This window comes from Bartonella sp. B39 (assembly GCF_053795145.1).
In genome coordinates this window covers 216,817-232,786 of the sequence record NZ_CP200036.1, presented here as the reverse complement: position 1 = coordinate 232,786, position 15,970 = coordinate 216,817, and the positions used below count along the sequence as shown (strand labels likewise).

The 15,970-nt window shown below is 38.6% G+C and carries 13 protein-coding genes and 1 pseudogene; 1 reads left to right on the top strand and 13 read right to left on the bottom strand.

The features are described from left to right. Positions 1-40: 40 nt before the first annotated feature. The 12 genes from V4P57_RS00945 to gshB all read right to left on the bottom strand — a co-directional run bounded on the left by V4P57_RS00945 (position 41) and on the right by gshB (position 13,166). Positions 41-418, bottom strand: coding sequence for a hypothetical protein (locus tag V4P57_RS00945; protein ID WP_455466346.1), 378 nt, complete (start codon positions 416-418; stop codon positions 41-43). A 503-nt stretch (positions 419-921) separates the two neighbouring features. Further along, positions 922-1,542 carry a ribonuclease D gene (locus tag V4P57_RS00940; protein ID WP_455466345.1) on the bottom strand — a complete coding sequence of 207 codons (621 nt, stop codon included), beginning with the start codon at positions 1,540-1,542 and terminating at the stop codon, positions 922-924. Beyond that, the gene (locus V4P57_RS00935; protein ID WP_455466344.1) at positions 1,535-2,929 is read right to left on the bottom strand and encodes a M20/M25/M40 family metallo-hydrolase; all 1,395 of its coding nucleotides are present in this window, start codon (positions 2,927-2,929) and stop codon (positions 1,535-1,537) included. The genes V4P57_RS00940 and V4P57_RS00935 overlap by 8 nt, the downstream gene beginning before the upstream one ends. Before the next feature lie 74 nt (positions 2,930-3,003). Beyond that, entirely contained in the window at positions 3,004-3,879 is an 876-nt protein-coding gene (mutM, locus tag V4P57_RS00930; RefSeq protein WP_455466343.1) for a bifunctional DNA-formamidopyrimidine glycosylase/DNA-(apurinic or apyrimidinic site) lyase, read from the bottom strand. A 54-nt stretch (positions 3,880-3,933) separates the two neighbouring features. Then, positions 3,934-5,181: an aminopeptidase gene (locus tag V4P57_RS00925; RefSeq protein ID WP_455466342.1), complete on the bottom strand. Its 1,248-nt coding sequence runs from the start codon at positions 5,179-5,181 to the stop codon at positions 3,934-3,936. Positions 5,182-5,211: 30 nt separating this feature from the next. After that, entirely contained in the window at positions 5,212-6,063 is an 852-nt protein-coding gene (locus tag V4P57_RS00920) for a cell wall hydrolase (RefSeq protein WP_455466341.1), read from the bottom strand. A gap of 595 nt (positions 6,064-6,658) precedes the next feature. Continuing rightward, positions 6,659-7,381, bottom strand: a complete 723-nt coding sequence (gene phoU / locus V4P57_RS00915) for a phosphate signaling complex protein PhoU (protein WP_455466340.1) — start codon at positions 7,379-7,381, stop codon at positions 6,659-6,661. A 21-nt stretch (positions 7,382-7,402) separates the two neighbouring features. Further along, positions 7,403-8,161, bottom strand: coding sequence for a phosphate ABC transporter ATP-binding protein PstB (gene pstB, locus V4P57_RS00910; RefSeq protein ID WP_455466339.1), 759 nt, complete (start codon positions 8,159-8,161; stop codon positions 7,403-7,405). A gap of 58 nt (positions 8,162-8,219) precedes the next feature. Then, positions 8,220-9,512: a phosphate ABC transporter permease PstA gene (pstA, locus tag V4P57_RS00905; protein WP_455466338.1), complete on the bottom strand. Its 1,293-nt coding sequence runs from the start codon at positions 9,510-9,512 to the stop codon at positions 8,220-8,222. Beyond that, complete coding sequence (gene pstC / locus V4P57_RS00900) at positions 9,509-10,969, bottom strand: phosphate ABC transporter permease subunit PstC (protein ID WP_455466337.1); 1,461 nt, start codon at positions 10,967-10,969, stop codon at positions 9,509-9,511. Before pstC ends, pstA begins: the two co-directional genes overlap by 4 nt. Positions 10,970-11,031: 62 nt before the next feature. Continuing rightward, positions 11,032-12,078 (bottom strand): PstS family phosphate ABC transporter substrate-binding protein, encoded by a 1,047-nt coding sequence (locus V4P57_RS00895; RefSeq protein ID WP_455466336.1) that lies wholly within the window; start codon positions 12,076-12,078, stop codon positions 11,032-11,034. 149 nt (positions 12,079-12,227) lie between these two features. Next, complete coding sequence (gshB, locus tag V4P57_RS00890) at positions 12,228-13,166, bottom strand: glutathione synthase (RefSeq protein WP_455466335.1); 939 nt, start codon at positions 13,164-13,166, stop codon at positions 12,228-12,230. An 87-nt stretch (positions 13,167-13,253) separates the two neighbouring features. Here gshB and V4P57_RS00885 point away from each other — a divergent pair, with 87 nt between their 5' ends. Continuing rightward, the gene (locus V4P57_RS00885) at positions 13,254-14,042 is read left to right on the top strand and encodes a molybdopterin-synthase adenylyltransferase MoeB (RefSeq protein WP_455466334.1); all 789 of its coding nucleotides are present in this window, start codon (positions 13,254-13,256) and stop codon (positions 14,040-14,042) included. Between the two features lie 641 nt (positions 14,043-14,683). On the opposite strand, the pseudogene V4P57_RS00880 reads toward V4P57_RS00885, so the two are convergent. Beyond that, positions 14,684-15,853, bottom strand: a pseudogene (locus V4P57_RS00880) (MFS transporter). Positions 15,854-15,970 lie beyond the last annotated feature (117 nt).

The window sequence follows — 15,970 nt, the reverse complement described above, 5'->3', positions numbered from 1 at the left end:
GCTTCTTCACTTAAAAAGGAAGCGCGTTAAAATAGTTGTCTTAGAAAAATAAAGGAGGTACATTGAAAACCTCTATATGTACTTTCTTTTTCTTTGAAGGTTTCCGAACCTTTCTTTTTTTAACAGTACGTGATGCAGCTACAAACTCAATAGCTGCTTCACATTTGCTATTACCAATACAAGAAAACTTCTTTTGAAAAACTTCGGATAATGCACCGCTAACCTGTTCATTAAACCGAGAGCTTTTAAAAGAAATAGCAGAAGCTATTCCTTGTTCCAGCTTTGGAGCGACCATAGAAGTCCCACCCTGAGCGACAGAAACTGAAGTGAAAATAGCAAAAGCTGCGATAAAATATCTTAGATTCATAAATCTTTCTCCATTCAAAGTATCATAATGTGTTTTATCTAGTGCCTTCACTTCAAATTTCCATAGAAAATAATATATTGAGAGATAAAAAGTGAAATTTCCTAAAAAACCAGGCTTTATGCACTTTCAATGCCAACACAAAAATCACTGATTTTGCAATAAATAAGAATACAATGTACCGTTAAATATAAAACCAACTTACGCAAATGTTCACTAACGCACTTCTTTCGCAGAGATTTTTCTCATCCTAATTGCTCAATGCGTTGTGGTAGTGTTAATACATAAAATCTTCAATCAATGTGTTACCAGTAGTCCCACCATAAAACTGTCGATTTTTTTAACCAACGGTTGTTACAAACACAAAAAAGCAAATCCTCATAATTCTATTTTTATTGTATAATCTTTAAATTTAATAACACTCATTAAACTAAAAATTATGTCATAGAATACTCTCATAAGAAGAGATAAAAAACACAATGCCCGTAATATACGGGCATTGTGTTCTATTGCATTATACTTCTTTTGACTCTGATTTTAAAAGCTCATTTTAAAATTCAGCTATGTGCAAAAATATCAACCTCCGACCATCCCAAAAGATCGAGTTTGGCTCTCATAGGTAAAAATTGAAAACATGCCTTTGCAACACTTTCCCGCTCTTCACGTCTTAAGCGTTCTTCAAATATATCTCTTAAACGATGCAAATATAAAACATCCGACGCGGCATATTCAATTTGCGCGCGTGACAAAGTTTCAGCAGCCCAATCTGAAGATTGCTGCTGCTTAGAGATATTCACATTCAGCAGTTCGCTGCAAACTTCTTTTAATCCATGACGATCCGTATAAGTACGCGTGAGTTTTGAAGCAATTTTTGTACAAAAAACCACATTCGGCATAACGCCAAATGTATGCGCTAAAATAGAAAGATCAAAACGCCCAAAATGAAATATTTTGGTGATTGCCTTATCTTCAAGCAATTTGACCAAATTGGGCGCACTCTTTTGTCCTTTAGCAATCTGTATAATGTCAACAGTACCATTTCCAGGAGAAAGCTGAACAACACATAAACGATCACGATGTGGTTGTAATCCCAAAGTTTCTGTATCAATCGCAACGGAATCAATTTGATAATTGTCTAAGTTTGGTAAATCACCTTGATGAACGCGAATCTCAGTCATTTGCCCTCCTATTTGCTAAAGTCGCAAGAATACGCGCCCAAGATCGCTGCCCTTTATGAAATGATTTTAGGTTATACTTTTCATTAGGCGAATGAATACGGTCGTCCGCCAGTGCAAAGCCAACCAAAATAGTTTCCATATCAAGAATTGACTGAAAATCTCCAACAATTGGAATCGAGCCACCCATGACTGTTAATAAAGCCGGTTTTCTCCACTCTTGTGATAAAGCATCTTTCGCTGCCTCGATAAAAGGAGAATCATAAGGAAGCTGAATTGCTGGAGAAGAACCATGCTCCTTAAATGCGACTGTACAGTCAGCAGGAATAAGACTGCGCACATAATCACGAAAAGCTTGGCGTATTTTCTTTGGATCTTGCTTATGCACTAAACGAAAAGATACTTTTGCATTCGCTTGAGAAGCAATAACCGTTTTGATTCCTTCTCCCTCATAACCACCACTAATACCGTTAATTTCTGCTGTAGGACGCGCCCATACCAGTTCTAAAATACTCCGTCCTTTTTCACCAGCAGGGACGGAAAGCCCTATAGGACCAAGAAAATTTTCAGCATTGCAATTAAGCTCATTCCATGATTGCAAAATATGTGGAGGTGTTTCTTCTACTCCATCATAAAAATTAGGAAGTGTCACCCTATTATTTTCGTCATGAAGTCCTGCCAAAATTTTAGCTAAAATACGAATGGGATTGGCTGCTGCTCCCCCAAAATAACCAGAATGCAAATCGCGATTAGCTGCTGTGATAATGATCTCTTCTCCTAGAATCCCGCGAAGAGCAACAGAAACAGATGGTGTATCCGCATCCCACATCGACGTATCACAAACCAATGCGCAATCAGCCTTAAGTTCATCACTATTTGCTTTCAAAAAAGGAACAAGTGAAGGAGAACCACTTTCTTCTTCACCTTCACATAAAATAGTAACTTTAACAGGGAGCTGCCCTGTCTCTTCCTTAAATGCACGACACGCTTCAATAAACGTCATGAGCTGGCCTTTGTCATCTGAGGCCCCACGAGCACAAATCACTTTCTCTCCATCTCTCTCTTTTAAAGAAGGTATAAATGGATCATCTTCCCATAAATTCAGCGGATCAACAGGCTGAACATCATAATGTCCATAAAACAAAACATGCAGACAATCATCTGAAGGCCCTGGATGATGCCCAACAACCACTGGATGACCCGGTGTATCACGCCGTGAAGCCTCAAAACCAATGCTTTTTAAATCATCCACTAACCAATCAGCCGCTTTACGACATGCACCCTTGTAAGCCGAGTCTGTAGAAATCGATTGAAAACGCAAAAGAGAAAAAAGGCGCTCAAGGCTCTTTTCTATATTCTCATCAAGATGTGTCAGTACTTTATTCAGCATAAAAAAACCCTCAAGCCTTGTGTAATTGTAAATATGACTTTAAGCCTCTTGTAGGATTTTGCAAGACACCTTATTCATTTTTGACACTGTGGACAGTAAAAACTTGAACGCCCAAACTGCAAAATACGTACAATAGGCGTTCCACATTGCAAGCATTCTTCGCCTTCTCGTCCATAAACTGAAAAAGTGTGTTGAAAATAACCAAGTGAGCCATCTACATGCATATAATCACGCAAAGAAGATCCACCAGACAAAATTGCTTCAGCAATCACATTGCGTATATTCTGTGCTAAAAAATCTGCAAATTCACGTGCACGTGTAGTTTTCAATGCTAATGTAAATGCACCACGCTGTGGAGATAAGCGACTACGCCAAAGAGCTTCACAAACATAAATATTCCCGAGACCCGCAACGATAGACTGATCAAGCAAAACTCCCTTAAGGGATATTCTTTTATTAACAAAAACTTCTTGTAAATAGCTACCAGAAAACGCATTACTCATAGGCTCGAGCCCTAGCTTCTTTAAAAGCGGATGCTCATAAAGTCTGCTTGTATCTGCTAAAAGCATAAACCCAAAACGACGAGGATCATTATAAGTGAGACGATAAACTTTGTCGTCTTGTGCTAAAACATCCATGACAAAGTGATCATGCGTGACAAATTTACTTTTAGAAGAAGACGTTTCTCTTAAAAGATCATTCTCTACACGCCATGATCCTGACATTCCTAAATGACTCAAAATCGTTTCATTCTGCGAAAGATGAAACAATAAATATTTCGCACGCCGACCAAGTTCCACGATCGTCCTGCCCATAAGCCGCTGAGAAAACGCCTCAGGAAAAGGAAATCGCAAATCTCTACGATTAAGCATGACAGATATAATCTTTGCACCAGTCATAACAGGCTCAAGTCCACGACGAACTGTCTCTACTTCAGGAAGCTCAGGCATCTATCTTCCTAATAATTATGCGCTTTCCAACAATACCATTGAAAAAATATAATATTAAGCCCATTCACCCTTACGAAATACTGGAACTCTCATACCATCCTGCGTAATGCCATCTATATCCATGTCATCTGATCCAATCATCCAGTCAATATGAATCATACTCTTATTACCACCACGTGCTGCAATTTCCTCTGCCGTCAATGATGCCCCATCTAAAAAACACTTCGAATAACACTGCCCTAAAGCAATATGACATGCAGCATTTTCATCAAATAATGTATTATAAAAAAGAAGGTTACTCTTAGAAATCGGTGAAGAATGTGGAACGAGAGCAACTTCACCCAATCGACTTGCACCTTCATCACTTTGCAAAACCTGTTGTAAAACTTCCTGACCTGTCGAAGAACGTGCATTAACAATACGCCCTGCTTCAAACTGCACCTCAATATTATCAATGAGCGCTCCTTGATAAGAAAGAGGCTTAGTCGAACGAACAAAACCTTCAACCTTATGAGCATGAGGAGTGGTGAATACTTCTTCTGTCGGAATATTAGGATTGCAGACAATACCATTTTTAGCAGCTGATGCACCACCATGCCATTCATGATCATCTGCCAAACCAACCATTAAATCAGTCCCTGGCCCTCTAAAATGCAAAGTAGAAAAACGCTGCTCATTAAGCCAAGATGACCGTTGCTTCAAAGTCATATTATGCACAGTCCACGCATATACTGGATCCTCTTCTGTAACACGTGAAGCAGAAAAAATTGCATCAGCTAACTTCTTAATCGCTTCATTAAGCGGCAAAGAAGGAAACATCGCCTCAGCCCACCCTATTGTTGGATAAGCAACAATCGACCAATTTATAGAAAAATTCGATATTTTTTTGAGAGCAGGCTTGTAAGCCATTGAAGTGGCCTTATTCAAACGTGCAACCTTATCAAAATCTTGATTGGAAAGCAGCAAAGGATTATCACCAACAATAGCTAAACGCGCAGCCCCATTTTCAAAAGCCTTCGCCATTCCTTCATACAGCCAAGAAGGTGCGCGATCAAAACTAGCAGCATGCGCATTTTCAAAACGTGTAAGCGATAACATATCATCACTAAAAAGTGGTGTAATTACACCAGCACCGACTTTATAGGCATGATATGCAATACGCCGAACAAAAGGTAATGCGGAAACTGGAGCAGTCAAAACAAGATCTTGCCCCTCTTGTAAATTCAGCCCGATTTTTACTGTAATCTCTGCAAGACGATTAAGCATTTCAGGCGAAATTGTCTCATGAATGTCAAAGTACATTACCAATGTCCTTCTTTGATTGTGAAAAAATTACCGGCTTCTGTACCGTTTTTCTAACACTGCAACAATCGCATTTAACTGATATGATGAGGGCATAGCATAGGCCACAAGCGACTTGCTTTCCGCTTCCTTATCTACACGATGAGGTGCATATGTGGGAATAGGAACTTTATCAAGTTGTACTGTAACAAAAGACGTAGTACGAACTTTGTTCGCCTGTGCTACTTCTATAGAAGAAGACACTTTTTGTTTTTCCTCTGCTTTTATTTCTTTACTTGCTACACTTACATCCATGAAACCCAATGGATTGCTGGAACGTTCTTGAGCAAAAGCATAAGCAACATCATAAGGACGATCATTAGTAGGAACCTGAAGTGATCCATCACGTGAGCGCTTTTCATAGAAGGCATTTCCCCCCGCAACCTGAACATAGTGCATATTTTTATAAGGAAAAGATAAACCTGCTGTATGAAAAAATTTAGCGTTTTTAAGTTTCTTATCTCTTCTGCCACGTAAAACAGCATCAGCGGCCTCTCTAGCACGAGCAACAGATGCCGGCTCCGTCATAGGACGCGTTAAAACACCGGGAGCAAACTGTTTGTATTGACCAACAACACCACAAATCGTTTTTGGATAAGCGCTTGAATTAACACGATTCATAACAACCGTTCCAACAGCAACCATTCCTTCAAAGCTTGTCCGATTTGATTCAAAATACATTGCACGCATAAGGCATTGACGTTCAGTCAGTGGATACATTACTACTTTTGTCTTCTTATTTTCATTCACTCTACCAATACCAACATGATTCGAAGAACACCCCACAACAACAAATGGTGCTAGAAAACAGGTCACAAAAACAGTCCAATAGTTTTTTTTCATCTTATACAACACATTCCCACATCTTTGAAGCATTCAAAATTTGAATGGGTTTTAAATGCATCTTCAAAGAAAGTATATGATTAATTGCCACTACTTGGTAAAATTTTAATACAGGTAGTAATTAAAAGCTATTTATGCGAAATAAAAAATAAAAAACTATTAATTTGTCAATCAATATTGTTATTATTATGAAAAATGAAGCCTCTCAATATCAATCCTAACGCTTTAATAGCGATAAAATATTATGCCTCCGAAAATTCTCCAATGATTTCACATACAAAAAGGTTGTGATACTAAAACTGTCTGCATCAGAAAAAACTAATACGAATATCCCCTTCAATACAAATTTGAGAAAATGACCAAAAAGAAGTTTTTCCTCCGCCCCAAACTAAATGAATGATACTCCCTCTGAATCAAACCTATCAAATAAGGAGTTAAAAATCCGCAATATTACCTTAAGAAAATTCTATATTGCTTCTTTGCACTCACTCATAATCCGTATACAATGCTCTGCCAATAGCCATACTGCAAGAAAGTGCTAAAATGGTTGTTATCTTTAATAACAAGCTCACTTTATACATCTGAGAGAAAAATTTTAATCTATTTTCTTCTCACTTACCCCAACTTTATAGGTAAGATCATCACGAGGACGATCAGAAGACATATGATCGCCCGTTATGATATAATGCAGCATTTCCGCGATATTGGTAACATGATCACCAATTCGTTCAATATTTTTTAAACAAAAAAGCAAGTGCGTACAAACCGTAATATTGCGCACATCTTCCATCATATAAGTCAGAAGCTCACGAAAAAGAGAAGTATATAAAGCATCAATTTTACCATCACGCTCACGTACTGCTTCGACACGTTCCAATAAACGGCCCGTGTAAGCACTCAATACTTCCTTTAACTGATTGAGTGCTAAAGCTGTAATCGTTTCAAGCCCATGATAAAAAGCAGCAGATTGACGTATTTCTGAAAGTGCTACCGTTCGCTTAGCAATGTTTTTGGCCATATCTCCAATCCGCTCAAGATCAGAAGCAATACGAATAGCACCAATAATTTCACGTAGATCAACAGCCATCGGTTGGCGTTTGCAAATAACGGTAATCGCTTTTTCATCAATATCACGTTCTGCTTCATCTAAAAACAAATCATCGGCAATAACTGCTGTCGCGAGTTGAAGATCACTACACACAACTGATGCAACAGAACGTTCAATCATTCTTTCTGCATAACTCCCCATTTCTGTAATCCTTGCTTTCAAATATTTTAGTTCTGCATCGTAAGAACGAACAGTATGGTTCATAGACATATCTTATACTCCTCAATTCGCCTATCCAAAACGCCCCGTAATATAATCTTGCGTACGTTGTTCTTTTGGTGAGGTGAAGATCATTTCAGTTGCACCAACTTCTACCAAATGTCCCAGATGAAACATAGCCGTATATTGAGAAACACGTGCTGCCTGTTGCATGGAGTGTGTCACAATAACAATTGTATAATTTTGTCGTAATGCATCGATAAGCTCTTCAATACGTGCCGTCGCAATTGGATCAAGAGCTGAACATGGCTCATCCATCAAAATAACTTCAGGACTAACTGCAATGGCACGCGCAATACACAAACGCTGTTGTTGTCCTCCTGATAAACTTGTGCCTGCCTCATGAAGACGATCTTTTACTTCTTCAAATAAACCTGCCTGCCTCAAACTCTTTTCAACAACATCATACAATTCTGCACGCGATTTGACTAAACCGTGAATGCGTGGCCCATAGGCTACATTCTCAAATATAGATTTTGGAAAAGGACTTGGCTTTTGAAAAACCATTCCAACACGGGCGCGCAATTCTACAACATCAATCTGCGAGTCATAAATATTCTCCCCATCTAAGGTAATAAGACCCGTTATTTTAGCCCCTTCAATCATATCATTCATACGATTGAAACAACGCAAAAAAGTCGATTTTCCGCAACCTGAAGGACCGATCAAAGCCGTGACCTGATGTTCAGGAATATCAAGAGTAATACCATGAAGAGCTTCTTTTCCCCCATAAAATACCTTCACATCCTGACCACGCATTTTAATCTTCATTACAGACTTTACCTTACTTTAGAATACAAACCTTATCGAAGCAGCCAATTTATCCAAACTATTGGCGCCATTCAAATCGTCGACGTAAAAAAACCGCAGAAATGTTCATGACAGCGAGAAACATCATTAATACAATAATAGCGCCCGACGTCTTTTCAACAAAAGCGCGCTCTGCTTCACCTGCCCACATGAAAATTTGAACCGGCAAAGCTGTTGCTGGATCCATGGGGGTAGCAGGAATATTGACAACAAAAGCAACCATTCCAATCAAAAGTAAAGGCGCAGTTTCACCTAGAGCCTGAGCTATACCAATAATCGTACCAGTCAAAATACCAGGTGCTGCTAAAGGTACAACATGATGAAAAACCATTTGTGTTTTCGATGCTCCTAACCCTAAAGCTGCTGCGCGAATAGACAGAGGAACTGCACGCAAAGCAGAACGCGTTGCAATAATAATTGTTGGGAGAGTCATAAGAGCCAAAACAAGCCCACCAACAAAAGAAGCCGAACGGGGTAACCCAAAAAAATTAACAAAAACAGCAAGTCCTAAAAGACCAAAAACGATCGAAGGAACAGCTGCAAGGTTATTGATATTAACCTCAATAAAATCTGTAAACTTATTTTTGCGTGCATATTCCTCAAGATAAAGAGCCGTTGCTATCCCTATTGGGAGTGAAAACACTAAAACTATGGCTATCATATAAAGAGAGCCGATTATCGCAACCCCTAGTCCCGCAGTCTCAGCACGACTTGAAGCACCAAATGTAAAAAAACCAAAATTAAATGTTTTATAAAGCGTGCCATCATGAGCTAAGCGTCTCATCCATTCTACTTGGCGATTAGAAACTTTGCGGTTTTTTTCTGCTACATGCAAATTAATCTGCCCTTTATAAGCGGAATCAATATCCGCTGCTGCTAAAACTTTGATTTTTTGCATTGTTCCAATTAGCTTTGGATTCTCTGTAACCATTTCACGTAGTTGAACGCGTACGCTGTTTGAAAACATACGGTTAATATCCCGCAAAGATGCGCGATCATTTTGATCTATATCAAGCTTTTTTGCCAAAGTATTGCGTACAAGAAGAGGATAATTAGCAGTTATGAGTACCTGCGGACTTATCTCACGTTGACCACTTGGATCGATTACCTTTTCATCTAAATAAACCGATAATACCATTTCACTTTGAAAAAAAGCTGTATAGCCTTGGCCAATAATAGACCATAAAAGCGCAAATAAAAAAAACAAACCAATAAAAATAGCAATAAGACCATACGCTCGGAAACGACGTTCAGCCCAATATCGGCGTTTAAGACCAATATTGCGACGAGGAAAAAGAAAATCTTTATTCATTCATATTGTTCCCGATATTTACGCACGATGTAAAGAGCAAGAATATTCATCAAAAGAGTCATCGCAAAAAGTGTCATCCCTAAAGCAAAGGCAACGAGAGTTTGTGGAGAATTAAATTCGAAATCACCTGTCAATTGATTAACAATCTTGACTGTCATTGTGGTCATTGCTTCAAATGGATTAAGAGTTAAGTTCGCTGCAACACCTGCCGCCAAAACCACAATCATTGTTTCTCCAATTGCACGTGATGCTGTCAACAAAATGGCTCCCATAATCCCCGGAAGCGCTGCCGGCAGAACAACTTTTTTAATCGTTTCAGATTGCGTTGCTCCTAACCCATAAGAGCCTTCGCGCAAAAAACGTGGAACAGCCGTGATAACATCATCGGACAAAGAAGAAACAAAAGGAATCAACATAATTCCCATAACAGATCCAGCTGTTAAAACACTTTGGGACATAATAAAACCAAAACCACCAGAAAGAGAAACAGAGAGATCACGTAAAAATGGTCCTACAACTTTCAAAGCAAAAAAACCGTAAACAATGGTTGGAATACCAGCAAGAACTTCCAACAAGGGTTTCACAATTGACCGCAATCGAGTAGAAGCATATTCAGCCATATAAATGGCAGAAAATAATCCTATAGGAACAGCAAAAAACATCGCTACAAACGCAATATAAAGCGTGCCGGCAAGGAGTGGTATGAGACCAAATTGCCCCACTTCATTGCCCGAACCGCTGGCTGAAAAACGCGGATCCCAAACCGTTCCCAAGAAGAAATTTGACAGGGGTACAGACTGAAAAAAACTCATCGTTTGAAAAAACATGGAAAGTGCAATGGCTGCTGTTGTTAGAACCGCAACTGTAGATGCGCAAATCAACCCCATAACAATTAAACACTCCACCTTATTGCGCGCACGCTGGTGCGGAGCAATTTGTATAATTCCAAAAATAAAACCAAAGGATGCAATGACAAAAAGGAAACAATGACCAATTAACTGTAGCCTTTGAGAAGAAGAGATCCATGACTGCGCTATACTTAACACATCATCTGGTGCTTCATAAGGCAAAGCAAACCCTTTTGCGAATAATTGTGCTCGCACTTCTTCATACGAAACGGAAGCAAGATCCCCCTCAAAGCGATGAATAATTTTAACCAGACTTCGAATAGCCTCTAAAACAAGGTCATGATTAATAACCTCTATCACCCGCGCACTATATGCCCCAACCTCTCGAGAGGCGCTATACTCCAAATAAATTGCACTCCCACAATCCCAAAAAAATAAAAAAATAAGTGCTGGAATAACAGTTAACAAGAATGTCCACCAACCGTAATAATACGCACGAGAGTGCATTTTATATTGTGCGTATTCAAGAGTGCGAGCCCGCATATAAGAAATACAAAAGCCAATAAAACCAAGAAAAAATAGGAGAAAAATAATGAAGGAAATACGCATATTGTCTTTCAATTTTTACAAAAAAGCACTACAGAAAACTCCTATACCGCAAATTCAGAGAATTATTCCAAACTCATCACTCTGCCAGAAGAAAAAGCAGAACGCTGTGCTTGTCTTTCTTTTTCAGAAGCAACAACCAAACCATATTCAGCCAATGGACCATCTGGACCAATCATTTGATCAGAAAGAAAAAAGTTAACATATTCCCGCAAACCTGGAACAATATCTAAATGCGCTTTCTTAACATAGAAAAAAAGTGGGCGAGAAACTGGATATTCGCCACGAGAAATTGTTTCAACGGTTGGCGCAAAACCATTAATATCTGCAACTTTTAACTTATCAGCGTTATTTTCATAAAAAGATAAACCAAAAACTCCAATTCCTGTTTTATTAGAAATCAACCGCGCAAAAGTTTCAGAATAATCTCCGTCAATATCAATAGCTTTTCCATCTCTACGTACAGCAATACAAGCAGCATGAATCGCTTTATCATCCATCCCTAAAGTTTTCATTACCTCAACCGCTCCACTAGCTTTACAGCCTTCAGCTAGCAATTTTTCTTCAAAAACTTCACGTGTTCCATGCTTTTCTCCAGGAATATAAGCTGCTATCATCCAATCAGGAAAATCACTATTGACAGCATTCCATTTTGAAACGTTATTGGACTGTAACTTTCCGTCTATAATAACCTGAGCAGCAAGTGCCTTATAAACATCTATTGGCTGCAACTTCCAATCAGGACCATTAATATTTGTTGCAAAAACAATGCTATCGTACCCGATGCGTATTTCCTCAACATCTTTTATACCAGCATCAAAACAAGACTGCAATTCACTTGGCTTTATTGCCCGTGAAGCATTAACGATATCTATTGTGTTCTCCCCAATACCACGGCAAAATTCCTTAATCCCAGCACCTGAACCACCCGATTCGATAACTGGAACCTTAAAATGAGGATAAATCTCTCCAAATATCTCAGCAACGATCTTTTGATAAGGCAAAACTGTAGATGAACCAGCAATTTGAATTTGATCGCGTGCATTGACGACATTAACGGACAACAATATCGTAAAAACCAGTCCCACTCCAACTGATAACAATTTGCTCATCCATAGACTCCCTAGAATGTGAATCAGTATCTTCTGTTTGTATCATATGATAATTCTAGTCTACATTTGCATCATAACAAATATAAAATAAAGCAGCATTGAAGACTTTTTCTGACAAAACCACGTTTTAGCTCTCGGCTCAAATAAATTTAATTTGAACGTTTGGACTCAATAACGTCCCAGAAAAGGTGAGCAACATCTGTACCACCAAAGCGTTTAATTTCACGAATTCCAGTAGGAGATGTCACATTGATTTCTGTTATATGATCTCCAATCACATCGATTCCCACAAGAAGAAGACCACGTTCGCGCAAAGCGGGAGCAATGCGTTCGCAAATTTCATGATCACGTTCAGTTAAATCAACATTTTCTGCCCGCCCTCCAACATGCATATTAGAGCGTGCATCCATTTCTATCGGAACACGATTAATCGCTCCAACAGGCATACCATCAAGCAAAATAATCCGTTTATCCCCTTTTCGTACTGCGTCTAAATAGCGCTGAACAATAAAAGGTTCATGATAAATTTGTGCAAACATTTCCAAGAGCGATGCTAAATTGCGATCATCCTTTTTTAAATGAAAAACACCAGCTCCTCCATTGCCATAGAGTGGTTTAATAATGATATCGCCAAACGTAGTTCTAAATTCCGTTATTTCTTCAATATCTTTTGTAATCAATGTTTCTGGCATCAAATCAGGAAATTCAGTAACAAAAATTTTTTCTGGACTATTGCGCACCCATGCTGGATCATTCACAACCAATGTCTTAGGGTGAATACGTTCTAACAAATGCGTTGTGGTGATATAATTAAGATCAAAAGGTGGATCTTGGCGTAAAAGAACCACATCCATATCCATCAACTGCGTACGGAAAGACTTCCCTAATTGATAATGATGTCCCTCTTCATCGCGTACAATCAATGGCTCTAATCGAGTAATCACACAACCATCGCGCATCGATAAGCAATCTGGTGTATAATGAAAAAGAGAGTGTCCACGTTCTTGTGCTGCTAAAGCAAGTGCAAATGTCGTATCTCCTTGAATCCGAAGTGTTGAAACATGATCCATCTGAATGGCAATTTTCATGAATAAAATCTCCCTATACCAAAAGCAGACTAGTCTATGCGCTATAAACTTAGTAAACAATAAAAGAACTATGACAAGAGAACTCCTATGATACAAGAAGTTGATAAAAAATTAAGCGATAAAGAAATCGAACGCTACGCACGACACATCATTTTGCCTGAAATTGGTGGCGCGGGTCAACAAAAGCTCAAAACTGCACGTGTCCTTGTCGTTGGCGCCGGTGGTCTTGGCGCTCCTGTCCTAACTTATTTGGCTGCTGCAGGTGTTGGAACCATTGGAATTGTTGATGATGACATCGTTTTGCTTTCTAATTTACAACGCCAAGTTATTCATAAAACCAGCACAATTAATCAATTCAAAATTGATAGTGCTAAAACCACTATAAAAGAAATAAACCCTTATATTGCAGTTGAAAAACATAATCTACGATTGGATAAAAGTAATGTGGATAAATTGTTAAATGCCTACGACATCATTGTTGATGGTAGTGATAATTTTGCCACACGCTGTCTGCTTGCTGATCACGCTGCCCAATGTGAAAAACCTTTAATAAGCGGTGCTGTGGAACGTTTCGACGGCTCACTAACAGTGCTCATGCCTTATAAAGACAACAATCCTCACTATCGCGATTTATTCCCAAACCTACCAGCTGCCGAGACTATCCCAACATGTGCTGAAATCGGAATCATAGGTGCTTTACCTGGAGTCATCGGGACACTGCAAGCAATGGAAGCCATTAAACTTATCGTAAATATTGGTGAACCCTTAGTGGGAAAAATTCTTCTCTACAATGGATTATTAGCGCAATTTCGTGTCATTACCTATAAGCGGTCAGGTTCTAATGCAAATGCAGAAACCATAAAGGTTTGCGTATAAGAATTTTTGAAGACGAGGAAAATACGCTAAGCAAAACCGTACTTAATCATCTCTTCCCCGCGCTTAACAATCACTTCATGTGTCAGTACTTTAACAGCCTTCAAATTATGACTGATAAACAGACAAGCCAAATGATATCTTTGCTGCAGATGATACAAAAGATCAATACCCTATTCCTGCACACTTATATCAAGAGAAAGGGTTGGCTTATCACGCATAATAAAGCGCGGAGTGGAGAAAATGATTGCACGTAGGAGAACAATGTTCTGTCTCTGTCTACTACGAAAAAACGCCTGCGAATAACGTAGTGGAGAAAAGGTACAGAACCAACCTCATACAAAGCTTCAATATATTAATAATCTCCTCTTTTCCGTATCATCACGACTTCTAAGAAAGTTTTTTCCTCTACACTCTTGAATAAAAGCAAAATTGCATTTTTTCAAAAAAATTCAGAAACTATGTTCGGTGAAATAAACCAGATTTAACATTACAAAATTCTGTATGATTTCAGTGTGCTTCACTTAAGTAATTTACGATATACAAACGTTTTTGGTCGCAGATTATCCTGTTTCTTCAGGAAAAGATCCTGATCGTTTTCCTGATCTATAGAACTTCAAAAACAATCACGTTAATTGTATTTGTCATATAGTTTTTTTCAAAATAGATTTACCAGAGAACGACATCCACCTGATTGTAACTAACCCGCACAGGAAAAAGGTTAAAGTCGGTAATACAAAGTGATAGGATGATAAAATTTTTGCTGGAAAAAGGAAACGACGCTTAACACCGCTATTGAAAATATTCTTCCGCTAAAAGATACAGTACCGATGATGCTAGAAATATGTTGGGTTTGTTTTTGGTTAAGCTCTGAGAAAAACAAACCCTTTGCTCATATCGGTAGAGTGCAAATAAATCCATGAATTAACGAAAATGCGATAACTGACGCAGCAATTTGATTGCTATGAACGAAAAAAATAAAGAGTAATACACATAAGGGCAGAGAAGAATGAAAAATACTTTATAGAATTATTGTATTTTTTATCAAACACGTGATACTTAGACATCAGTGAATTGGAAAAATATTGTGCTGAGAAGGCTCTGATGTGGCAGAACATGAGAACCAGCATTTGTGAACTGTTGAGGTGGTCAATTTTTCTATCAGAGAGTATTATTGGTTTCCAGAAGTGATAAATAACCTGAATACCAGCGCTGAAAAGACACATCAGCAAAATAAACTATGCTCCTCCTACGAGGTTCTGAAATATCCAGAGCGTTCCCCTAGCATTTTGCAAGATCGTTTTCGTTTTTGTTCCTTCATTTACAGATTTTTTTCTTCAGGAACAATAAGAAATACAAAGAAAATTATTCCCATCATCAGACATGAGATAATATATCCCATGAAATATTGCTTGGTATAATATATCGTTGCATTTCCTATAATACCGCTGATAATGCTACCAAAAGAGTTTATTTGGTGAGAGAGATGCGCATAATGCGAAAAGCGATCTTATCTGTTGCCTAGAGAATGGTAAATCCAGCCGTCAATGGCGCTGGCAATGAGACAAATTCCCGCTGCATAGAGAATTTGTGCAATCATAAGCACTATCATATTGGGAGCTTGAAGACAGAGAAGATAAAACGCTCCTGTCATAAAAACTCCAGCCGTAACGGAATATTTACGTCGATATCTGAAAGGAAATCAAGAAGCAAAACAGCTACCGAAAATGCAACTTGAAGCAAAGCCAATTGGAAAAGGCTAACCCCATAGATATTAAAAAAATGGCGTGATAAACACCGATTAACAATAGCAAGTATTCGAGGTCTGTTCATTGTTTTGTTCCACAAACTTTACAGTGAGGGTTCTTTTTTAGGGAACGCTCTTCTATAAAAAGTTTGCTACTCCATATCCTCACACAGCGATCCGCGGC